This window comes from Streptomyces sp. NBC_01267 (genome assembly GCF_036241575.1).
In the GTDB taxonomy this organism is placed as follows: Bacteria; Actinomycetota; Actinomycetes; order Streptomycetales; family Streptomycetaceae; genus Streptomyces.
In genome coordinates this window covers 7,095,400-7,117,573 of sequence record NZ_CP108455.1, presented here as the reverse complement: position 1 = coordinate 7,117,573, position 22,174 = coordinate 7,095,400, and the positions used below count along the sequence as shown (strand labels likewise).

Annotated in this window: 20 protein-coding genes; 7 read left to right on the top strand and 13 right to left on the bottom strand. The window is 70.8% G+C overall.

Annotated features, from left to right (window positions below):
- Nucleotides 1–3: 3 nt before the first annotated feature.
- From hpnD to OG709_RS31865, 9 genes are all read right to left on the bottom strand, one after another.
- On the bottom strand, nucleotides 4–954 hold the full coding sequence (gene hpnD, locus OG709_RS31905; protein WP_250302928.1) for a presqualene diphosphate synthase HpnD: 951 nt from the start codon (nucleotides 952–954) through the stop codon (nucleotides 4–6).
- Nucleotides 951–1,871, bottom strand: coding sequence for a squalene synthase HpnC (gene hpnC / locus OG709_RS31900; RefSeq protein WP_266645823.1), 921 nt, complete (start codon nucleotides 1,869–1,871; stop codon nucleotides 951–953). Before hpnC ends, hpnD begins: the two co-directional genes overlap by 4 nt.
- Before the next feature lie 440 nt (nucleotides 1,872–2,311).
- Nucleotides 2,312–3,085, bottom strand: coding sequence for an ABC transporter ATP-binding protein (locus OG709_RS31895; RefSeq protein WP_374211320.1), 774 nt, complete (start codon nucleotides 3,083–3,085; stop codon nucleotides 2,312–2,314).
- Between the two features lie 4 nt (nucleotides 3,086–3,089).
- Nucleotides 3,090–4,019 carry an ABC transporter permease gene (locus tag OG709_RS31890; RefSeq protein ID WP_250302924.1) on the bottom strand — a complete coding sequence of 310 codons (930 nt, stop codon included), beginning with the start codon at nucleotides 4,017–4,019 and terminating at the stop codon, nucleotides 3,090–3,092.
- A gap of 104 nt (nucleotides 4,020–4,123) precedes the next feature.
- A complete protein-coding gene (locus OG709_RS31885; RefSeq protein WP_266645825.1) occupies nucleotides 4,124–5,008 on the bottom strand; it encodes a glycosyltransferase family 2 protein in 885 nt (294 codons plus the stop codon).
- On the bottom strand, nucleotides 5,005–5,784 hold the full coding sequence (locus OG709_RS31880) for a CDP-alcohol phosphatidyltransferase family protein (RefSeq protein WP_250302921.1): 780 nt from the start codon (nucleotides 5,782–5,784) through the stop codon (nucleotides 5,005–5,007). The genes OG709_RS31885 and OG709_RS31880 overlap by 4 nt, the downstream gene beginning before the upstream one ends.
- A complete protein-coding gene (locus OG709_RS31875; RefSeq protein WP_250302919.1) occupies nucleotides 5,762–6,823 on the bottom strand; it encodes an iron-containing alcohol dehydrogenase family protein in 1,062 nt (353 codons plus the stop codon). Before OG709_RS31875 ends, OG709_RS31880 begins: the two co-directional genes overlap by 23 nt.
- Entirely contained in the window at nucleotides 6,811–7,563 is a 753-nt protein-coding gene (locus tag OG709_RS31870; RefSeq protein WP_250302917.1) for a phosphocholine cytidylyltransferase family protein, read from the bottom strand. Before OG709_RS31870 ends, OG709_RS31875 begins: the two co-directional genes overlap by 13 nt.
- On the bottom strand, nucleotides 7,560–9,335 hold the full coding sequence (locus OG709_RS31865; protein ID WP_266646232.1) for a DUF5941 domain-containing protein: 1,776 nt from the start codon (nucleotides 9,333–9,335) through the stop codon (nucleotides 7,560–7,562). Before OG709_RS31865 ends, OG709_RS31870 begins: the two co-directional genes overlap by 4 nt.
- A gap of 229 nt (nucleotides 9,336–9,564) precedes the next feature.
- Here OG709_RS31865 and galE point away from each other — a divergent pair, with 229 nt between their 5' ends.
- From galE to idi, 3 genes are all read left to right on the top strand, one after another.
- Entirely contained in the window at nucleotides 9,565–10,566 is a 1,002-nt protein-coding gene (gene galE / locus OG709_RS31860; protein ID WP_266645828.1) for a UDP-glucose 4-epimerase GalE, read from the top strand.
- 127 nt (nucleotides 10,567–10,693) lie between these two features.
- A complete protein-coding gene (locus tag OG709_RS31855) occupies nucleotides 10,694–11,635 on the top strand; it encodes a cation diffusion facilitator family transporter (RefSeq protein ID WP_266645829.1) in 942 nt (313 codons plus the stop codon).
- Between the two features lie 259 nt (nucleotides 11,636–11,894).
- Nucleotides 11,895–12,455, top strand: coding sequence for an isopentenyl-diphosphate Delta-isomerase (idi, locus tag OG709_RS31850; RefSeq protein ID WP_250302911.1), 561 nt, complete (start codon nucleotides 11,895–11,897; stop codon nucleotides 12,453–12,455).
- Here idi and OG709_RS31845 read toward each other — a convergent pair.
- Entirely contained in the window at nucleotides 12,421–12,960 is a 540-nt protein-coding gene (locus tag OG709_RS31845; RefSeq protein WP_266645830.1) for an ATP-binding protein, read from the bottom strand. The two genes, idi and OG709_RS31845, sit on opposite strands and share 35 nt — an antisense overlap.
- A gap of 266 nt (nucleotides 12,961–13,226) precedes the next feature.
- Between OG709_RS31845 and OG709_RS31840 the strand changes: the two genes are divergently transcribed.
- Nucleotides 13,227–13,994: an enoyl-CoA hydratase/isomerase family protein gene (locus tag OG709_RS31840; protein WP_329168612.1), complete on the top strand. Its 768-nt coding sequence runs from the start codon at nucleotides 13,227–13,229 to the stop codon at nucleotides 13,992–13,994.
- Here OG709_RS31840 and OG709_RS31835 read toward each other — a convergent pair.
- Nucleotides 13,981–14,616 (bottom strand): DJ-1/PfpI family protein, encoded by a 636-nt coding sequence (locus tag OG709_RS31835; protein ID WP_329168610.1) that lies wholly within the window; start codon nucleotides 14,614–14,616, stop codon nucleotides 13,981–13,983. The two genes, OG709_RS31840 and OG709_RS31835, sit on opposite strands and share 14 nt — an antisense overlap.
- Before the next feature lie 10 nt (nucleotides 14,617–14,626).
- Nucleotides 14,627–15,619, bottom strand: coding sequence for a GlxA family transcriptional regulator (locus OG709_RS31830; protein WP_250302903.1), 993 nt, complete (start codon nucleotides 15,617–15,619; stop codon nucleotides 14,627–14,629).
- A 130-nt stretch (nucleotides 15,620–15,749) separates the two neighbouring features.
- Here OG709_RS31830 and OG709_RS31825 point away from each other — a divergent pair, with 130 nt between their 5' ends.
- Both OG709_RS31825 and OG709_RS31820 read left to right on the top strand, forming a co-directional pair.
- Nucleotides 15,750–16,607, top strand: a complete 858-nt coding sequence (locus OG709_RS31825; RefSeq protein ID WP_266645833.1) for an SCO6745 family protein — start codon at nucleotides 15,750–15,752, stop codon at nucleotides 16,605–16,607.
- A 213-nt stretch (nucleotides 16,608–16,820) separates the two neighbouring features.
- On the top strand, nucleotides 16,821–19,214 hold the full coding sequence (locus OG709_RS31820) for a Tex family protein (protein WP_250302900.1): 2,394 nt from the start codon (nucleotides 16,821–16,823) through the stop codon (nucleotides 19,212–19,214).
- A gap of 156 nt (nucleotides 19,215–19,370) precedes the next feature.
- Here the strand turns inward: OG709_RS31820 and OG709_RS31815 are convergent, their stop codons facing one another.
- On the bottom strand, nucleotides 19,371–21,008 hold the full coding sequence (locus OG709_RS31815) for an ABC-F family ATP-binding cassette domain-containing protein (protein ID WP_250302898.1): 1,638 nt from the start codon (nucleotides 21,006–21,008) through the stop codon (nucleotides 19,371–19,373).
- An 83-nt stretch (nucleotides 21,009–21,091) separates the two neighbouring features.
- On the opposite strand from OG709_RS31815, the gene OG709_RS31810 reads away from it, so the two are divergent.
- Entirely contained in the window at nucleotides 21,092–22,132 is a 1,041-nt protein-coding gene (locus tag OG709_RS31810) for an FAD-dependent oxidoreductase (protein WP_326693631.1), read from the top strand.
- Nucleotides 22,133–22,174 lie beyond the last annotated feature (42 nt).

The following is a 22,174-nucleotide window of genomic DNA, read 5'->3' as shown; positions in this document are numbered from 1 at the left end:
GCATCAGGCGCGCCTCCGGGCGCTCTGCCGCGAGATGTGCCTGGTGTCGAGGCCGGAGAGGCCGCGCACCGCGACGTACGCCTTCTCCCGGCCGGGGAGCGAGACACGTCCGCGCAGGACCGCCTCGGGGTCCCTTTCGATGCGGTCCAGGAGACGGCGGTAGATGCCCGCCATCGCGGCGACACAGGCTCCGCTGCGGCGGTCGAGGTAGGGCAGCAGCCGGTACCCCTCGGCGAAGAGCGCGCGGGCGCGCCGCACTTCGAAGTGCACCAGACCCGCGAAGTCGGAGCCCTCGGGCGGCGTCGCGCTGTGGAAGCCCGCGGAGCAGCCGAACTTGGCGAGGTCGTCGGCAGGCAGGTACGTGCGTCCGTTGCCCGCGTCCTCCCGGACGTCGCGCAGGATGTTGGTGAGCTGGAGGGCGAGACCGAGCGTGTCGGCGTACTCGGAGGCCCGCTCGGCGTCGGCCGTGCCGGTGCCGCTGCCGAAGACGCCGAGCGAGAGCCGGCCGATCGCACCGGCCACACAACGGCAGTAGACCTCCAGGTCGTCCCAGGTCTCGTAGGTCTCGCCGCGCACGTCCATCAGTACGCCGTCGATGAGCTCGTCGAGCCCGCCGAGCGGAATCGGGAACCGTCGTGCCGCGTCGGCGAGGGCCACCGCGACCGGGTCGGTGTCGTCCTCGTCGACGGCTCCTTCACGGATCCGTCCGAGCAGTTCGCGGGTCGACTCCAGCCGCTCCTGCTTGACGTCGGGTGCCAGTTCGCCGTCGCCGATGTCGTCGACGCGGCGCGAGAAGGCGTACAGCGCGGACATCGCCTGCCGCTTGTCTGCGGGCAGCAGCCTGATGCCGTACGCGAAATTACGCGCCTGCTGCCCCGTGACTGCCTCGCAGTACGTGTATGCAGCCATTACGGGCCCGGAGACCAGCGTGTGTCCCTCCACTGTCCGGCTCACCCCTCTCTACGCGTTCCTCGCAAGACGGCTCCCACTTCGCGCAACAGCGTGAGCTTCGTGGGCTTGGGCGGTCCGGGAAGCACGTCGAATCCGGCGGCGGAGACCGCCTGGAGAGCGGCGCTTCCACCGGCGACGAACCCGGCGAGCAGCAGCTTGAGCCTGCCGTGGACGCTACCCACCAGCGGGGTGCCTTCATTCAGCAGACCCCGGGCGCGTTGGGCTTCGTAGGCGATGAGCGCCCGCACGGAAGCACCCGCGCTCGGCACGGCCAGATCCGCTTCCCGGACGTGGAATCGCTTCATGTCCAGGGCGGGGAGATAGATGCGGTCGCGGCCGAGGTCCTCGGCGACGTCCTGGAGGTGTTCGACGATCTGCAGCGCGGTGCAGATGGCGTCGGAGCGCCGGATGCGTTCCGGGCTGGCGGTACCGGTGATCTGCAGGACGAGGCGGCCGACGGGATTGGCCGAGAGTTCGCAGTACGCGAGGAGGTCCTCGTACGTCTCGTAGCGCCGCACCGTCTGGTCCTGGCGGTTGGCCCGGATCAGCCCGAGGAACGGCTCGGGTGTCAGGGCGCAGCGGCGGACGGTCGGCCGGAGCGTGCGCAGGATGGGGTGGCGCGGCTGTTCCTGCGCGTCCCCGAACACCCGGTGGAGGTCGGCCTCGAAGGCGTCGAGCATCGCGAGCCGGTCGTCGGCCAGCGCGGGATCGAGGCCCAGGAGGCGGGCGTCGGTGGCGGGTGAGGCGAGGTCGCCGTCGCCGATGTCGTCGACGAGGCGGGCGTACCCGTACACGGCCATCAGGTCGTCGCGCCAGGCACGTGGCAGGAAGAACGGGGCCACCGGGAAGTTCTCGCCGGAGGCCTTGTCGAGCGTGGTGCGCGCATGGCTGTCGGTGCCCGCGTCCCGGACGCCCGTCACCGCATGCTGCCAGGCGCGGGAACGGCGAGAACATCTCGGAGCTGGGACACGTCCGTTGCCATTGCCGTCACATCTCCCGTTCTACACTGCTGACTCAATACATCCCATTTCGGACACGCCGCGCGGACCTTCAGGCAAGGCGACGCCGGGATGGCGACGCGGGGTTATGGCCCCACTTGCCGTGAATCAGCACCGGTACAGCTTACGTTGTACAACGCCTGGCACGTCGGCGGGGTGCAGCGCACATCACAAGAACACTTCAATCGCCGACAACCTTCCCTGCGCGCACAGTACTTGACGATCACTTGACTCATCAGGAGCAGTGCGTGACGCGCCGCCGGACGCCCGGATCCCGCCGCGGCCGGCGGGTCCGTCCGGCGATCCGCAGACGAGAAGCCCCCCGCCGGAAAATCCGGCGGGGGGCTTCTGCGGTGGACCGGTTACTTGCCGGTCTCCTTCTCGTACGCCTTGACGACCTCTTCGGTCGGACCGTCCATCAGCAGCTCGCCCTTCTCCAGCCACAGGACGCGGTCGCAGGTGTCCCTGATCGACTTGTTGCTGTGGCTGACGAGGAAGACCGTGCCGGCCTCCTTGCGGAGTTCGCGGATGCGCTGTTCCGAACGGATCTGGAACTTGCGGTCGCCGGTCGCCAGCGCCTCGTCGATCATGAGGACGTCGTGGTTCTTGGCCGCCGCGATGGAGAACCTGAGCCTGGCCGCCATGCCGGAGGAGTACGTCCGCATCGGCAGGGTGATGAAGTCGCCCTTCTCGTTGATGCCGGAGAAGTCGACGATCCCCTGGTACCGCTCGCGGATCTCCTCGCGCGACATGCCCATGGCCAGGCCACCGAGGATGACGTTGCGCTCGCCGGTGAGGTCGTTCATCAGCGCGGCGTTGACCCCCAGCAGGGAGGGCTGGCCGTCGGTGTAGACCTTGCCGCTCTCGGTCGGCAGCAGTCCGGCGATGGCCCGCAGCAGGGTCGACTTGCCGGACCCGTTGGATCCGATGAGACCGATGGCCTCGCCCCGGTACGCCGTGAAGGTCACCCCGCGTACGGCGTGGACCTTGCGGACTCCGCGCGACGCGCTCTTGTCCTTGCCCACGATCCGGCTGAGCGCCGCGGTGGCCGCGCCCTTGCCGCCGCCACCGGCGTTGACGCGGTACACGATGTGCACATCGTCGGCGATGACCGTGGGGATGCGCGCCTGGTTCATTTCCTCAGCCACGGCCGTACCGCTCCTCAGCCTTCCAGAAGTACACGAAGCCCACGACGCCCAGCAGAACCGCCCAGCCCGCTGCGGCCACCCAGACGTGCGGAGGCAGATTCTCGGATCCGTACCCGTCGATCATGGCGAACCGGACCAGGTCCATGTAGACCGTGGCCGGATTCCACTGGAGCACGTGCGCGATCCACGGCGGCTTGCCCTTGAGCATCACCGAGATGGAGAACATCACGCCGGACGCGTACATCCAGGTGCGCATCACGAACGGCATCAGCTGCGCCAGGTCGGGGGTCTTGCTGCCGAGCCTCGCCATGATCAGCGCGAGTCCCGTGTTGAACACGAACTGGAGCGCGAGCACGGGGATGACGAGCAGCCAGGACAGCGACGGATAGCTGTGGAAGCCGACGGCCACCACCACGAGCACGATCATCGAGTACAGCAGCTGCTGGAGCTGCTGCAGGGCGAACGAGACGGGCAGCGAGGCGCGCGGGAAGTGCAGCGCCCTCACCAGCCCGAGGTTGCCCGAGATCGCGCGGACGCCGGCCATCACCGAACTCTGCGTGAAGGTGAAGACGAACACCCCGGTCACCAGGAAGGGGATGAAGACGTCGTGCGACAGCCCCCTCTTGGTGTTGAGGAGCAGGCCGAAGATGAAGTAGTAGACCGCCGCGTTGAGCAGGGGGGTGGCCACCTGCCACAGCTGCCCCAGCTTGGCCTGGCTGTACTGGGCCGACAGCTTCGCGGAGGAGAAGGCCAGGATGAAGTGGCGTCGGCCCCAGATCTGGCGGACGTACTCCAGGAGCCCAGGCCTGGCACCGCTCACCGACAGGCCGTACTTTCCGGCCAGCTCGGCCGAGGACAGACCGTCGTCGGGAGACGGGCGGTCGCTCAGCGCGACCGCACCGCCATGGGTTGTGTCACTCACAAGTTGAAACTTTCGTGTTCAAGATGCGCTGCCGGAATCGGGTGCAGGCGAGGCGCAGGGGCCAGGTCCCAAAAATACGCCCGATGCTCTCAGGGTGGAGCTTCTCAGATCACCGGGGGCCGACCCAGTCGGGTCAGCCGCCAGACGGTACGCCATTTCATGGGACGACGGGGTCCGCAGGGCGTCGTCCAGCCCTCCTTGAACCCCCCGAACCAGGCCTTGAGCGCGGCCCCGGAGGGCCGGCGGAGCAGCGTGAGCAGCATCCAGACGCCCAGATAGACCGGCACCAGTGGTGCGGGAAGGTTCCGGCGGGCCAGCCAGACCCGGTTGCGGGCCACCATGCGGTGGTAGACCGCGTGCCGGGAGGGGGCGGTCGTCGGGTGGTGGAGGACCATGTCGGCGCGGTAGTCGATCATCCAGCCCGCGTCGAGGGCCCGCCAGGCCAGGTCGGTCTCCTCGTGCGCGTAGAAGAACTCGCCGGGGAGCGGGCCGACCTCGCCGATGACCTTCGACCGTACCGCGTTGGCCCCGCCGAGGAACGTCGTCACGCGAGAGGAGTGCATCGGGTCGGAGGCGCGCAGCCGCGGGACGTGGCGGCGCTGGGTGACTCCGGTGTCCGGGTCGGCGATCCGGAAGCTGATGATGCCCAGCTCGGGGTCGGCGGTGAAGGCCTGGCGGCACAGCTCGGCCGTGTCGGTGTTCGGCAGCAGACCGTCGTCGTCGAGGAAGAGCAGGACGTCCATGTCACTGCCGCCCGGCCCGAAGGCCTCGATGCCGACGTTCCGGCCGCCGGGGATGCCCAAATTCTCGGGCAGCTCCACGGTGCGTACGCCGTCGGGGACGTCCGGCACCGGGGCGCCGTTGCCGACCACGACGACCTCGACGTGGTCGCCGTCCTGCTTGGCGACCGAGTCGAGCAGGGCGCGCAGCTCGTCGGGGCGGTTGCCCATGGTGATGATCACCGCGCCGACCTTCATCGGGGCGCTCACTTGAGCCTGCTCGAAGCCAGGATGGACACGAGGTGGAGCACGCTCTGCAGCAGCGCGATGCCGGCCAGTACCGCGACACCGAGCCGGGTGAAGAACAGGTCTCCCCTGATCTGGTCCACGATCGCCAGGACCAGGATCAGCAGGGACGCCTCGATCCCGAGGACGAGCCGGTGGAACTTCAGCGCCCCGGCCGCCCGGCGGGCCAGTGCCATGCCGGAGGAGCGCGGTTCGGACGCCGTCTCCTTGACCGGCGGCATCCCCTGCTGGTGACGGGCGACGCCGACGAGGTCGGTCTCGGACTTGATCATGACGGCGCCGAGGGCGGCGAGGGTGCCGAGGAAGGCCCACAGCCAGTCGATCCGCCCGGAGCCCCAGAGGTCGGCGGCGCGCAGACCGAAGCCGACCAGCACCGCGGCGTCGAGCACATAGGCGGCTACGCGGTCCACGTAGACGCCCACCATCGAGTACTGCTTCTTCCAGCGGGCGACCTCGCCGTCGACGCAGTCGAGAAGCAGATAGAGCTGAGCCATCAGCACGCCGAGCACCGCGCCCCAGATCCCCGGTACGAGGAGGGCGGGGGCGGCGAAGGCGGCGGCGACGGTCATCACATAGGTCAGCTGGTTGGGCGTGATGCGCGTGTTCACCAGGTGGCGGTCGATGCGCAGCGATACCTCGCGCATGTAGAACCGGCCGCCCCAGTGCTCGCCGCTCCGCCGGTCCTTGACGCCCGGAGGGTGAACGACCGGGCGGAGTTCAGCTACCGATGGCTTTTGCATAGTCGGCGTAAGCGTCCTTGATCTGGTCTGTGGACAGGTTGAGGTGTTCGAGGATGGTGAAGCGCCCGGGGCGGGTCTGCGGGGCGTACTCGACGGCCTGGACGAACTCGTCCACGCTGAAGCCGAGCTCCCCGGGCAGTACGGGCAGGGCGTGCCTGCGCAGGACGTCCGCGAAGAGTCCGGCCTCGTCGGCCGCGCCGCGCAGGTGCATCGCGAAGGCGGCACCGAGGCCCACCTGTTCGCCGTGGCTGCCCGCACGCTGGGGGAAGAGCAGGTCGAAGGCGTGGCTGATCTCGTGGCAGGCGCCGGACGAGGGCCTGGTGTCGCCGCTGATCGAGATCGCGATGCCGGAGAGGACGAGCCCCTCGGCGAGCACCATCAGGAACTCGTCGTCGCCGACCCCGCCGGGGTGGCGCAGGACCGCCTCGCCCGCGGTGCGGGCCATGGCCGCCGCAAGTCCGTCGACCGCTTCGCCGTTGACCTGGTGGGACAGTTCCCAGTCGGCGATGGCCGAGATGTTGGAGATCGCGTCGCCGACGCCGGAGCGGATGAAGCGGGGCGGCGCCTCCCGGATCACGTCGAGGTCGACGACGATCGCGATGGGGGTCGGTACCCCGTAGGAGCCGCGTCCGTTGTCGTTGTCCAGAGTCGATACCGGCGAGCAGATGCCGTCGTGCGAGAGGTTCGTCGCGACGGCCACCATCGGCAGACCTACCCGTGCCGCCGCGTACTTCGCCACATCGATGATCTTGCCGCCGCCGAGGCCGACCACCGCGTCGTACCGCTTGCCCTTGATGCCGTCGGCCAGCCGCACCGCCGAGTCGATGGTGCCGTCGGCGACCGAGTACCAGTCGGCGCCGGGCAGCACCGGCGCGAGCTTCTCGCGCAGCGCCTGGCCCGAGCCCTCGCTTATGGCGAAGGCGAGCTTCCCCGACGCGGAGATCCGCTGGTCGGCGAGGAGCCCGGCCAGCCCGTCCAGGGCGCCGCCGCTGATGTCGACGACGACCGGGGACGGGATGAGCCTCGTCAGTACTGGCACGCGATCTCACGGCCCTTCGCCAGGTCCTCGTGGTTGTCGATCTCGACCCACTTCAGGTCACCGATCGGGGCCACGTCGACGCGGAAGCCGCGGTTCACCAGCTCCTGGTAGCCGTCCTCGTAGTACAGGTCGGGGTCGCGCTCGAAGGTGACCTTGAGGGCGTCGGCGAGCTCGTCGGCCGCCTCGGGCTCGATGAGGGTGACGCCGATGTACTCGCCGGTGGCGGACGCCGGGTCCATCAGCTTGGTGATCTTCGAGACGGCGTCGTCGCCGTCCGTGATGACCTTCATCTCCTCGTCGGCGAGGTGCTTCACCGTGTCGAGGGCGAGGATGATCTTCTGGCCCTGTCCACGGGCGGCGAGCAGGGTCTTCTCGACGGAGACCGGGTGCACGGTGTCGCCGTTGGCGAGTATGACGCCCTGCTTCAGGACCTCACGGGCGCACCAGAGGGAGTAGGCGTTGTTCCACTCCTCGGCCTTGTCGTTGTCGATCAGGGTGATCGTGACGCCGTACGTGGCTTCGAGCTCCGCCCGGCGCGCGTACACGGCCTCCTTGCGGTAGCCGACCACGACCGCGACCTCGGTGAGTCCGACCTCCGCGAAGTTGCCCAGGGCGATGTCGAGGACGGTCTTCGCGCCGCCGTCCTGCTCGGGGCCGACGGGCACCAGGGCCTTGGGAAGCGTGTCGGTGTAGGGGCGCAGACGCCGGCCGGCGCCGGCCGCCAGTACGAGGCCGATCATGCGGGTTCTCCTTCGTCATGTACAGCGGGTGCTCCGGAGGACACCCAGAAACGGATGCTCTCCGCGAGCACCACCAGCGCTACGGCCACGGCGAGCACCGTGAGCGCGACGGTGAAGCGGGTGTTGTCGGTGTGCTGCGTCGTCAGTACGGCGGCGAGTACGGTCACCACCAGCGTCCGGCCCTCGTGGCCGCCGACCGTACGCACCAGCCACCGGGGCGGCGCGCCGGTGCCGCCGCGAATGCGGTACACCGTGTCGTAGTGATGGTAGGCGACGGCCGCCACCAGGCCGAAGGCCGCGGGCAGGGCCCCGGGTACGCCGGAGCGGTCGGCGAGAACGAGGACCGTGAGGTACTCGGCCGCCCGGAACACCGGCGGCACCAGCCAGTCGAGCGCGCCCTTGAGGGGGCGGGAGACGGCGATACCGGAGAGGACGCAGTACACGGCGGCGCCCACGACGGGCCACCAGCTGCCGACGGGGGCGAACAGCGAGGTACCCACGACCACCGCGCCGCCGACGAACGCGATCACCGGCAGGGCGTTGCGGGGGCCCTTCAGGACCTGGCCGAAGAACTGGGCGAGCGGGCCGGAGTCGGCGAGGTCGGCCAGTGCCTGGGCCGCGCGGTCGGTACGGGTGGCCTTGCGGGTCAGCGAGCGCAGGACCCGGCCCGCCGTGGTGTAGCAGGCGGCGAGTGCGCAGCCGATGAGCAGTGCGTAGAAGACGATGCGGGGGGTGGTCACCGCGGTGAGCACGGCGATCATCGCCCAGCGTTCACCGATCGGCAGCACGATCATGCGGCGGACCCAGACCGTCCAGCCGACGCTGTCGAGCTTGTCGGAGAGGGCCGCGGTGGGACTCGTGTTGGCAGAGGCGTCGTGGTTGGCCTCGTTGAAGGAGAAGTCCACGACATGGCGGCAGGTCTGGAGCACCATCGCGCCGAGCGCGAGGACCCAGATGTCGTCGCCGTTGCGGGCGGCTCCCAGGGCGAGGCCCGCGTAGTAGGCGTACTCCTTGGCCCGGTCGAAGGTCGCGTCCAGCCAGGCGCCGAGCGTGGAGTACTGGAGCGAGTAGCGGGCGAGCTGCCCGTCGGTGCAGTCGAGGACGAAGGAGCAGAGCAGCAGCAGGCCCGCGGCGATGTAGCCGCCGCGGGTGCCGGTCGCCGCGCAGGTCGCCGCTATGAGCGCGGTGATCAGCGAGGCGGTGGTGACCTGGTTGGGGGTCAGTCCCCGGCGGGCGCACCAGCGTGCGATGTACCGCGAGTAGGGGCTGATGCAGTACGTCGTGAAGAAGCCGTCGCGGGACTTCACCGCCGTACGCAGCCGTACCGCCTCGTCGTCGACCGCGGCGACGGCGGCCCTGGCTTCGTGCCGGGTCTGCGGGTCGGTGGGGACGGCGGCGACGAGCGTGCCCAGTTCGGGGCGCTGTACGGCGGTCCCCGCGTCGTCCAGTGCCGCGGCGAGGGTGTCGGGGCCCGGCTCGGCGGTGGCCAGCGCGCGGGTGAGCGCGGGGCGGGCCTCGGGCTGGACGGTGAGCGCCCCGGGGACGGCGGCAGCGGCGAAGCGCGGGTCGGTCAGCGCCAGGCGCAGCGCGTGGAGGTGACCGACGAAACGGGTGTCGACCACCGCCACCCGCTCGTCGGCGGGGGCCGCGGTGAGCAGCTTCACGGTTTCTTCGGCGTCGGCTGCGGTGCATACGTCAAAGCCCAGCGACCGCAGATCGCCGTCGAGCGACGATCCGGGTACCGGCACACCGGCGAGGATGGCGGTCGACAGACGAACTCACTCCTTGGAGCTGGCGTGACACACGCGGAGACGGCCCGTTCCCAGCAGGGGCGGGCGGCATGTCGGCAGAGGCTATCGGATGGACGGAAGCAGGAGTTCACGGGCCGTTTACGTCCCGAAAAGACCGGGCCGGGCTGTGCGCAACCTGCCGCGGTCATCATGATCGATCGATGCCTCGCCCCACAAACCGCGGCCCCCGGGGATCTATAGGGTGGCCGGTATGACATGGCTGATCACAGGTGGGGCGGGGTACATCGGGGCGCACGTGGTGCGCGCGATGGCGGCGGCCGGCGAGCGGGTGGTCGTCCTCGACGATCTCTCCAGCGGCCTGGCCGAGCGGCTCCCGGACGGTGTCCCCCTCGTCCGCGGATCGGTGCTGGACCGCGGCCTCCTCGATGCGGCGCTGGCCGGGTACGAGGTCAGTGGTGTGGTGCATCTCGCGGGCAGGAAGCAGGTCGGTGAGTCCGTCGAGCAGCCGCTGGGTTACTACCGGGACAATGTGTACGGCCTGACGGTGCTGCTGGAAGCCGTGGCCGCGGCGGGGGTACGGCGGTTCCTGTTCTCCTCCTCGGCCGCCGTCTACGGCGTGCCGGACGCGGAGCTGATCCCCGAGTCGACCGCCTGCGCCCCGATCAATCCGTACGGCGAGACGAAGCTGGCCGGCGAGTGGCTGGTCCGGGCGGCGGGCCGGGCGCACGGGCTGTCCACGGCCTGCCTCCGCTACTTCAACGTGGCGGGAGCGGCGGCTCCGGAGCTGGCCGACCTCGGGGTGTACAACGTCATCCCGATGTTCTTCGACCGGCTGACCCGCGGTGAGCACCCGCTGATCTTCGGCGACGACTACGCGACCCCCGACGGCACCTGCGTGCGTGACTACATCCATGTCGCCGATCTCGCCGACGCCCATCTCGCCGTGGCCCGCAAGCTGTCCGCCGACAGCCACTCCGGGGACCTGACGGTCAACATCGGCAGCGGCGAGGGCGTATCGGTACGCGAGCTGGCCGACCTGGTGGGCGAGGTCAGCGGGCGGGCGCTGCCCCCCGTGATCGGGCCGCGCCGCCCCGGCGACGCCGCGAAGGCCGTCGCGTCGGCCGAGCTGATCGGCGGCGAGCTGGGCTGGTCGGCGTCGCGCGGGGTGCGCGAGATGGTCGAGTCGGCCTGGCAGGGCTGGTGTCTGCGACACCCCGACGCGCGGGGCGAGCTGCCGGTCGCAAGGCTCTGACCTGCAATCATTTCCGCAGGTCAGAGCAGCTGACAACGGTGTTCAGTCCCGTGTTGCCCGATACCCCTACCCCGTAGTTAGCTGACCTCTCGGACAGGAACGCTCACGATCCGGAAGGTGGTTCCTCATGGGGGCTGGGCACGACCACGGGCATACGCACGGAGGGCCGCCCCTGACGGGCACCGCGGGGGCCGCCCACCGGGGGCGGCTGCGTATCGCGCTCTGCATCACGCTGGTCGTGATGGTGGTGGAGATCACCGGCGGCCTGCTGGCCGACTCGCTGGCACTGATCGCGGACGCCACGCACATGGCGACGGACGCCCTCGGGCTCGCCATGGCGCTCCTGGCGATCCACTTCGCCAACCGCCCGGCCGGCGGGAACCGCACCTTCGGCTACGCACGGGCGGAGATCCTCGCGGCGCTCGCCAACTGTCTGCTGCTACTGGGCGTCGGGGGGTACGTCCTCTACGAGGCGATCCAGCGGTTCATCACCCCGGCCGACACCGCGGGCGGCCTGACGATCGTCTTCGGTCTCATCGGGCTGGTCGCCAACATGATCTCGCTGTCCATTCTCGTCAGGGGGCAGAGCGAGAGCATCAATGTCCGGGGCGCCTATCTGGAGGTGCTGGCGGACGCGCTCGGTTCGGTCGCGGTACTGATCGCGGCCGGGCTGATCCTCACCACCGGCTGGCAGGCGGCCGACCCGGTCGCCTCGATCGTGATCGGTCTCATGATCGTCCCGCGTACGGTCAAGCTGCTGCGCGAGACGCTCGACGTCCTGCTGGAAGCGGCACCCAAGGACGTCGACATGGCAGAGGTACGGGCCCACATCCTGGCCCTGCCCGGTGTGGCCGACGTACATGATCTCCATGTGTGGACGATCACTTCGGGAATGCCGGTCCTGTCCGCGCACGTGGTGGTCAGTCCCGATGTCCTCGACTCGATCGGGCACGAGAAGATGCTCCACGAGCTGCAGGGCTGTCTCGGCCATCATTTCGATGTCGAGCACTGCACGTTCCAACTGGAGCCGGGCGGCCACGCGGAGCACGAGGCGAAGCTCTGTCACTGAGAGTGCACGGGTGAAACCCCTTGCGCGACAGGCTCGTTGCACCTGGTGGAAACGGCGGGGAATGTGGTTGCGCCGCTCCCGCACGGTGCTCCCGCAGCCGGACCGGTTTCCCGGCGACCGGCGAATTCTGATAGTCCGGTCGGTGCCCCTGCCGCACGGTGCGGCGGGGGCACCGACACGTCTTGCGCTCCGAAGTGCGGACAAGCCGCTTTTGTACGGCAGACTGAGGAGCCGGTGACGCCCGATGCGAAGGATGGTTATGTCGAACGGCGCAGCAGAAGCGATCATGCTCGAACTGGTCGATGAGAGCGGCAGGACCATCGGGACGGCGGAGAAACTCTCCGCCCACCAGGCCCCGGGTCAGCTGCACCGGGCTTTCTCGGTGTTCCTCTTCGACGAGTCGGGGCGGCTGCTGATCCAGCGTCGGGCGCTCGGCAAGTACCACTCCCCCGGAGTGTGGTCCAACACCTGTTGCGGGCACCCGTATCCGGGCGAGTCCCCCTTCGCGGCGGCGGCCCGTCGTACGTACGAGGAGCTGGGCATCTCGCCCGCGCTGCTCGCCGAGGCGGGCACGGTCCGCTACAACCACCCGGACCCCGATTCGGGCCTGGTGGAGCAGGAGTTCAACCACCTCTTCGTCGGGCTGGCGCAGGCGGCGCTGCGTCCGGACCCCGAGGAGGTCGACGACACGGCCTTCGTCACCGCCGCGGAGTTGGCCGAGCGGCACGCCTCGGCGCCGTTCTCCTCGTGGTTCATGACGGTGCTGGACGCGGCGCGCCCCGCGGTCAGAGAGCTGACGGGGTCGAACGGGGGCTGGTGACGGTGACGACGAGCGGCAGGGCGGCCCAGACGACCTTGCCGCCGTTCGCCGTCTGCTCGACCCCGCAGGTCCCGCCCGCTTCCCCGGTGATCTCCCGTACGAGCATCAGCCCCCGGCCGCCCGTCTGACCGTGGTCCGCCTCCAGCGCCTTCGGCCGGTAGGGGTGGTTGTCCTCGACGGACACCCGGATCCACGACGTCCCGACGGCCACCTCCACGGCGATCTCCGGTGAGAGCAGCGCGGCATGCCGTACGGCGTTGGTGACGAGTTCGGAGACGATCAGCAGCAGGCCCTGGACGGTGTCGCCGCCGACCGGGACCTGCTGGCGTTCCAGCAGATCGCGTACGGCGTGCCTCGCCTGCGGTACGGAGACGTCCACCGCGGGGGCGGTGAACCGCCAGACACCCTCGTACGGCAGGGGGCCGGCGACTGCCGGGTCGGGCGGGCTGTTGCTCCCGCGGCTCTCCATGTCCCGGCTCCCGCCCTCGCGCTCGATGGTGACCACACGACGAGTGTTGGGAATGACCGGGTCGGTGCCGGGCAGCTGAACAGAAGTCAGCGCCTATCGACGCAATTCGACTGGATTTGCTGCATCGTAGCGCGCGCATGACCGATGCCGGCCTCTCTCTGACGTCTACGGAGACGTCTACGGACAGCATCCAAGGACGACATCCACGAACGGCATCCTCGGGCGCTGCCTGCGGACAGCAGATGCCTGCGGACAGCATCCGCCGATGACGTCCGCGGATTCGGCCCCGATAGCATCCGGCCATGGAACCGCAGCTGGAGCACACCGTCGCCGACGGGGTCGCCACCGTCGTGATCAGCCACCCCGCCAAGCGCAACGCCATGACGGCCGGGATGTGGCGGGCCCTCCCCGGGCTGCTGGACACACTGGCCGCCGACCCGGCCGTACGGATGATGGTACTGACCGGCGCGGGGAACACGTTCTGCGCGGGCGCCGACATATCGACACTGCGTGGTCCCGGTGCGGCCGGGGAAGAACCTCAGCGGCTCGCGGTCGGAGCCGAGGAGGCACTCGCCGGATTCCCCAAGCCCACGATCGCCGCCGTGCGCGGGTACTGCGTGGGCGGCGGCTGCCAGTTGGCGGCTGCCTGCGATCTCCGGTTCGCGGAGGAGGGAGCCTCCTTCGGGGTGACCCCCGCGAAGCTCGGGATCGTCTACCCCGCTCCGTCCACCGCCCGGCTGGTGTCGCTGGTGGGCCCGGCGACCGCCAAGTACCTGCTGTTCTCGGCCGAGTTGATCGGAACCGACCGGGCGCTGCGCACCGGGCTGGTGGACGAGGTACTGCCTCCCGGTCAACTCGACCGGCGCATCGCCGAGTTCAGCCGGGTGCTGGTGTCCCGCTCGCAGCTGACCCAGACCGCGGCCAAGGAGTTCGCCGACGGGCGGGGCGACCGGGACGCGTACTGGCGGGCGCGGGCCCGCGCCGCCGACGACCCCGTGGAGGGGGTCACCGCCTTCCTGGAGCGGCGCGAGCCCCGGTTCACCTGGAGTCCGGCCGTCACTGAAGGATGAAACGGCTTCTGTTCCGGAGCTTCTCGACCAGCGCGGCGGGGGCCTTCTGCGGCGAGCCCGCGTCGTACGGGGGCTGCGGGTCGTACTCGGTGAGCAGCTGGACGGCCTGGGCGTGTTCGTCACCGGCGATCCGGCCGACCAGGGAGAGCCCCATGTCGATGCCGGACGACACCCCGGCCGCGGTGATGAACTTGCCGTCGGTGACGACGCGTTCGCCGGTCGGCTCGGCTCCGAACGTGCTGAGCGTGGGGAGCGCCAGCCAGTGCGAGGTGGCGCGGCGCCCCTTGAGCAGACCCGCCGCCGCCAGCAGCAGTGAGCCGGTGCACACCGAGGTCGTCCAGGTGCTGGTGCTGTCCGCCGTCCGCAGCCAGCCGAGCAGCGCCTCGTTCTCCATCTGGGCGGACTGCCCGGGGCCGCCCGGCACCACGACGATGTCGGGGTGCGGCACCTCGTCGAGCCTCTTGTCCGCGACGAGCGCGAGGGCGCCCCTCTCGTTGCGTACCGGCCCGGTCCGCTCGGCGACGAAGACCGTCTCGGCGCCCGGGATGCTGCTGAGCATTTCATAGGGGCCGACCGCGTCGAGTGCGGTGAAGCGGTCGAAGAGGACGATGGCGATCTGCACGGGGTGCCTTTCAGCCGACGGGACAGGGGACGACGGGTGGGGTGCTGCCGGACGGCGCGGCGCGGAAGCGGCGACGGTATTCGGCGGGTGCGGTGGCGAGCGCCCTGACGAAGGCGCGGCGCATGGCCTCGGGGGTGCCGTAGCCACAGGCGCGGGAGATCTCCGTGACGCCGGCCGCCGTGTCCTCCAGAAGGCGTCTGGCCTGTTCCAGGCGGACGCGTTCCACGTACCGGCCCGGCGTCGTGCCGGTCTCCGCGTGGAAGGCGCGGGCGAAGTGCCGGGGTGAGAGGCGTGCGCGGGCGGCGAGGGACTCGACCGACAGATCGCCGCCCGGGTGTTCGCTGATCCACTGCTGGACCTCACGGAGCGGTTCGCTCCGGGCTGTCTGGGCGGCCAGCTGCGCGCTGAACTGGGCCTGGTTGCCGGGGCGTCGGAGAAAGACGACGAGGTGCCGGGCGACGGTCAGTGCCGTGTCCCGGCCGTGGTCCTCCTCGACCAGGGCGAGCGCGAGATCGATGCCCGCGGTGACTCCGGCGGAGGTGGCGAGCTTCCCGTCCCGCACAAAGATCGGATCCGGGTCGACGTCCACGGAGGGGTACGACCTGGACAGGTGGTCGCAGACGGACCAGTGCGTGGTGACCCGATGGCCGTCCAGCAGTCCGGCCGCGGCGAGCAGCAGTGCCCCCGTGCAGACGGAGACGATGCGCTCGGCGCGCGGGGCGTGCTCGCGCAGCCAGTCGGTCAGCCGGGGGTCGGGGTGGCGGGTGCCCCGGCCGCCGGGGACCAGCAGGGTGTGCGGGTCGTCGGCATCGGCCAGGGAGCCGTCCGGGACGAGGGTGAGGCCGCTGGAGGTACGGACGGCGGAACCGTCGACGGAGGCCGTACGGATCCGGTACGGCTCCCCCCGCACCTGTCCGGCACCCGAGAACACTTCCACCGGGCCGGTCACATCCAGGCTCTGCAGATCGTCGAAGAGGACGACCAGCACGGATCGCTGAGGCATGCCTCTCATCATTCGCGGCCTTGGTGGTGGCCGCAATGACGAACTTCCCACCTTTCCTGCCATCGGCTCTCCACCCCGCGTACCGGCCCGACCCTTCCCCGTGCATCAACCCGTCAGTAACATGCGGCTCATGACCTCTCTCCCGCCCCGTGCCGGCCGTCGCTGCCACAACGTGCTCAACCCCCTGCACTCGACGGTGTTCTTCTCCCCCGAATTCACCGAGGAGCTCGCCGGAATCGGGGTCGACGACGCGGGCTCCGCCTACTTCGGCGCGCGGGGCGCCGCCATGGGGGCCGTGGGGCCCGGCACGATCGCCGCCGCGTTCTACAACTTCAACCCCGAGCTGATCGCCCGGTACGTCCCCGCGGTGTGGGAGACGGCCTCGCCCGAGGCCGTGCTCGGCGCCCGGCTGCGCGCCGCGGACCGCACGCTGCGCCGGGTGCTCGGCGAGGAGGCCGTAGCCTCCGCCGAAATGGCGGAGGCCGCGCGGCTCGCGCAGCGGGCCACCGAGGCCTGTACCCGACACGCCCGGCCGCTGTACTCCGCCCATGCCGATCTGCCGGTGCCCGAGCAGCCGCATCTGGCGCTCTGGCACGCGGCGACACTGCTGCGCGAACACCGCGGCGACGGGCATCTCGCGGTGCTGCTCACTGCCGGAATGGGCCCGCTGGAGGCGCTCGTGAGCCACACCGCGACCGGCAAGGGCATGGCCCGCAGCTGGCTCCTCACCACCCGGGGCTGGGGCCAGGAGGACTGGGACTCCGCCGCGGAACGACTGCGCGGACGTGGGCTCATGGACGCCGGGGACGGGCTCACCGAGGCGGGGATCCAGCTCCGCAAGGACATCGAGTCGCAGACGGACCGGCTCGACCTGGCACCGTACGCGCACCTGGGCGCCGAGGGCGTGGAACGGCTCACCGAGCTCGTCCACGACTTCGTGGTCACCGCGGCGGGCGCGGGGGCCTTCCCGTCGTACCTGCGAGACTGACGGACTCGCCGCGACCGGCCGCCGGACCGGCGCTCCGCCGCCTCCGCGGAGCGTGGCCCCCGGCCTGTCGGTGCCGCCTGCCACAATGCTGGTGCACTGTTTTCCCTCTCGTGACGGCGGTCCGGCCAGGACCGGCGGGCCGCCCGTCCGAAGGGGTTCCGGGGACTTCCCCGGAGGAATGCGGCAAGCCCAGCGAGAAGGCGGTACGGGATCGTGACCACGACCACCCCAGGTTCCATCGAAGGCAGGATCGCCGACGAACTCGGCGTCCGGGAACGGCAGGTGAAGGCCGCCGTCGAGCTGCTCGACGGCGGCTCGACCGTGCCGTTCATCGCTCGCTACCGCAAGGAAGCGACCGAGATGCTCGACGACGCGCAGCTGCGCACGCTGGAGGAGCGGCTGCGCTACCTGCGGGAGCTGGAGGATCGGCGGACGGCAGTTCTGGACTCCGTACGGGAGCAGGGCAAGCTCGATGCCGCGCTGGAGGCGCAGATCCGGGCAGCGGAGACCAAGGCGCGGCTGGAGGACATCTACCTGCCGTTCAAGCCGAAGCGCCGGACCAAGGCGCAGATCGCCCGCGAGGCCGGTCTCGAACCGCTCGCCGACGGGCTGCTGGGCGACCCCTCGGTGGAACCGCTCGTGGCCGCCGCCGCGTTCGTCGACGCGGACAGGGGCGTGGCGGATCCCGCCGCCGCTCTGGAGGGCGCGCGTTCCGTCCTCACCGAGCGGTTCGGCGAGGACGCCGACCTCATCGGTGAGCTGCGTGAACGCATGTGGTCGCGCGGGCGGCTGACGGCGAAGGTGCGGGAGGCCAAGGAAGAGGCCGGTGCCAAGTTCGCCGACTACTTCGACTTCGCGGAGCCGTTCACCGCGCTGCCCTCGCACCGGGTGCTGGCGATGCTCCGGGGCGAGAAGGAGGACGTACTCGACCTGGTCCTCGAACCGGAGGAGCCCGGGGACACCGCGGGACCGTCGACGTACGAGGCGATGATCGCCCGGCGCTTCGGAGTGGCCGACCGGGGCAGGCCAGGCGACAAGTGGCTTGCGGAGACGGTGCGTTGGTCGTGGCGCACCCGGATCCTGGTACATCTGGGGATCGACCTGAGGCTTCGGCTGCGGACCGCCGCGGAGGACGAGGCGGTGAAGGTCTTCGCCTCGAACCTGCGCGACCTGCTGCTGGCCGCACCGGCCGGGACCCGCGCCACGCTCGGCCTGGACCCCGGGTTCCGTACGGGCGTGAAGGTGGCCGTCGTCGACGCGACCGGCAAGGTCGTGGCGACCGATGTGATCCACCCGCACGTCCCGGCCAACCGGTGGGACGAGGCGCTCGCCAAGCTGGCCCGGCTGGCGAAGGAGCACGCGGTGGACCTGATCGCGATCGGCAACGGTACGGCGTCCCGGGAGACCGACAAGCTGGCGGGCGAACTGTGCGCCAAGCACCCCGAGTTGAACCTGACGAAGGTGATGGTCTCGGAGGCGGGCGCTTCCGTCTACTCGGCTTCCGCGTTCGCCTCGCAGGAGCTGCCGGACATGGATGTGACGCTGCGCGGCGCGGTGTCGATCGCCCGCAGGCTCCAGGACCCGCTCGCCGAGCTGGTCAAGATCGACCCCAAGTCGATCGGCGTGGGCCAGTACCAGCACGACCTGTCCGAGGTGAAGCTCTCCCGCTCGCTCGACGCGGTCGTCGAGGACTGTGTGAACGGCGTGGGGGTGGACGTCAACACCGCCTCGGCGCCGCTGCTCTCCCGGGTCTCGGGCATCGGGTCGGGGCTCGCCGAGAACATCGTGGCGCACCGCGACGCCAACGGCCCCTTCCGGTCCCGCAAGGCGCTCAAGGACGTGGCGAGGCTGGGCCCCAAGGCGTACGAGCAGTGCGCGGGCTTCCTGCGCATCAGGGACGGCGACGACCCGCTGGACGCGTCGAGCGTGCACCCGGAGTCCTATCCGGTGGTGCGGGCCATGACCAGGTCGGCGGGCGGAAGTTCACTGGTGGGCAACGCGCCGCTGCTGCGTTCGCTGGATCCGGCCGACTTCGTGAACGACAAGTTCGGGCTGCCGACGGTGTCGGACATTCTGCGCGAGCTGGAGAAACCGGGACGCGACCCGCGGCCCGCGTTCAAGACGGCCACCTTCAAGGAAGGTGTCGAGAAGCTGGGCGACCTGACGTCCGGGATGGTCCTGGAGGGCGTCGTCACGAATGTCGCGGCGTTCGGCGCGTTCGTCGACATCGGTGTCCATCAGGACGGGCTCGTGCATGTGTCCGCGCTGTCCAAGACCTTCGTCAAGGACCCGCGTGACGTGGTCAAGCCCGGCGACATCGTCAAGGTGAAGGTGATGGACGTCGACATCCCGCGCAAGCGCATCTCGCTGACGCTGCGGCTGGACGACGAGGCGGCGTCCAAGCCGGCCAGGTCGGGTGGTGGCGGGGAGCGCCGGGAGCGCGGGCAGGACGGCCGGCCCCCGCAGCAACGGCAGGGAGGCCGCGCGCAGCGTGGTGGTGGCGGCAGCGGCGGACGGCAGTCCTCGGCCCCGGCTCCCGCCAACAGCGCGATGGCTGACGCACTGCGGCGGGCCGGACTGAGCGGGCCGGAGCGCGGGCGCCGCTGAGCGGTGTCCCGGCCGGCGGACGGGACGGTGCGCGCGGGTAGCAGCGCGTACCGTCCCGTCCCGTCCGGCGGAGCGTTCGGCACCCCGCCCTCAGCACATCCGTCGGCCCGTCCGACGGGCCGACCGTCCGTCGGCCGGGGCTAGCGGGGCGTCCGCTCAGAGTTCGGTGAGCTTGCCCTCCGCCACCTCGATGCGACGCGTCGTGCGGACCGCGTCGAGCATCCGGCGGTCGTGGGTGACCAGCAGCAGCGTGCCCTCGTACGAGTCGAGGGCCGACTCCAGCTGCTCGATGGCCTCCAGGTCGAGGTGGTTCGTCGGCTCGTCCAGGACGAGGAGATTGACGCCACGACCCTGGAGCAGCGCGAGCGCGGCACGGGTGCGTTCGCCCGGCGACAGGGTGTTCGCGGGGCGCAGGACGTGGGCCGCCTTCAGGCCGAACTTGGCCAGGAGCGTGCGGACTTCGGCCGGCTCCGTGTCGGGGACGGCCGCGCAGAAAGCCTCCAGGAGCGTCTGCGTACCGTAGAAGAGGCCGCGCGCCTGGTCGACCTCGCCGACCACGACCCCCGGGCCGAGCGCCGCATGGCCTGTGTCGAGGGGGACCCGGCCGAGCAGCGCGCCGAGCAGGGTGGACTTGCCCGCGCCGTTGGCGCCGGTGATGGCGACCCGGTCCGCCCAGTCGATCTGGAGGTGCGCCGGCCCGAAGGAGAAGGCGCCCCGGGCGACCCTCGCGTCGCGCAGCGTGGCCACGACCGCGCCGGAGCGGGGGGCCGCCGCGATCTCCATGCGGAGTTCCCACTCCTTGCGGGGTTCCTCCACGACGTCGAGGCGCTCGATCATGCGCTGCGTCTGGCGGGCCTTCGCCGCCTGCTTCTCGCTCGCCTCGCTGCGGAACTTACGGCCGATCTTGTCGTTGTCGGTCGCCTTGCGGCGGGCGTTCTTGACGCCCTTGTCCATCCAGCCCCGCTGCATCTGGGCCCGCCCTTCGAGCGCCGACCGCTTGTCCGCGTACTCGTCGAAGTCCTCGCGGGCGTGCCGGCGGGCCGTCTCCCGCTCCTCCAGGTACCCGGCGTAGCCGCCGCCGTACAGCGTGATCTGCTGCTGGGCAAGATCCAGTTCGAGGACCTTGGTGACCGTGCGGGTCAGGAACTCACGGTCGTGGCTGATGACGACCGTGCCGGCGCGCAGCCCTGCGACGAATCGCTCCAGCCGTTCCAGGCCGTCCAGGTCGAGGTCGTTCGTCGGCTCGTCGAGCAGGAAGACGTCGTACCGGGAGAGCAGCAGCGAAGCGAGACCGGCGCGGGCCGCCTGGCCTCCGGAGAGGGAGGTCATCGGCTGGTCGAGCCCGACGGTCAGACCGAGGGATCCGGCCACTTCGTCGGCGCGCTCGTCCAGGTCGGCGCCGCCGAGATCGAGCCAGCGTTCGAGCGTGGTGGCGTACGCGTCGTCCGCGCCGGGGGTCCCGTCGACGAGGCCCTGGGTGGCTTCCTCCATGGCGCTCTGGGCGGCGGCGACGCCCGTACGGCGGGCCAGGAAGGCCCGTACGGTCTCGCCGTCGCGCCGCTCCGGCTCCTGCGGGAGATGGCCGACGGAGGCGGTGGGCGGCGACAGCTTCAGCTCGCCGTCCTCGGGGGTGTCGAGCCCGGCGAGGAGGCGCAGCAGCGTGGATTTTCCGGCGCCGTTGACTCCGACGAGACCGATCACGTCCCCCGGCGCGACGACGAGATCGAGGCCGGAGAAGAGCGAGCGGTCACCGTGGCCCGCGGCGAGGTCTTTGGCGACAAGGGTTGCAGTCATGAGGGGACCGATCTTAGACCGACCGGCAATTGGAGGGTGGGAGAGGAGGACGGCGCAGCGGGGACTCGGCTACGGTCCGCAGGATGAGCAGCGAAGTGATCGTGGTGGGCGGCGGGGTCATCGGTCTGACGACGGCCATCGTCCTCGCGGAGGGCGGCCACCCGGTGCGGGTGTGGAGCCGGGACCCGGCCGGGCGGACGACGTCGGCGGTCGCGGGGGCCCTGTGGTGGCCGTACCGCATCGAGCCCGAGGAGCTGGTGGGCCGCTGGTCGCTGGAGTCACTGCGGGAGTACGAAGCGCTGGCCGCGGACCCGCGACGGACCGGGGTCCGGCTGGTCGACGGGGTGCACGTCGGGGCGGGGATCGCCGAACTGGGCCCCTGGGCCGCGCAGCTGACCGGGCTGCGGGAGGTCGCGGAGGGCCTGCGGGCCCGGCTTCCGCTGATCGACATGCCGGCCCATCTGGGGTGGCTGCGCCGCAGGCTGGAAGCGGCGGGCGGCCGGGTGGAGGAGCGGACGGTGACGGAGCTCGCGGAGGTGCCGTCCCCGGTGGTGGTCAACTGCACCGGGCTCGGCGCGCACGGCCTGGTGCCGGACCCCGAGGTGCGGCCGGTGCGCGGGCAGCTGGTACTCGTCGAGAATCCGGGGATCGACGAGTGGTGCACGGTCGTCGACCACACGTCGAGCGATACGACGTACTACTTCCCGCAACCCGGCGGCCTGCTCCTGGGCGGCACGGCGCAGGAGGACGACTGGAACCTCCGGCCGGACCCGGCGACGGCGGAGGCGATCGTCGCCCGGTGCGCGCGGCTCAGGCCGGAGATCGCGGACGCGAAGGTCCTGGCCCACCGGGTCGGCCTCCGGCCTTCCCGGTCCGCGGTGCGTCTGGAGGCCGAGCGGCCGGCCCGTTCACTGCCGGGACGTGTCCGGCCGGTCCCCGCCGGGCCCGGAACGCCCGGCACGGCGCCTGACGACCCACCGCACCGGACGCCCCGGACCGATCCGACGGGACCGTCCGGCCAGGTCCTGGTGCACAACTACGGCCACGGCGGCGCGGGCGTCACCGTGGCCTGGGGCTGCGCCAGGGAGGCGGCCCGGCTGGTGGACGCGGGGGCAGCCGCGTAGGACCTGTCCGTTGCGGGCGCACGAGGGGACGGGTACCCGGCG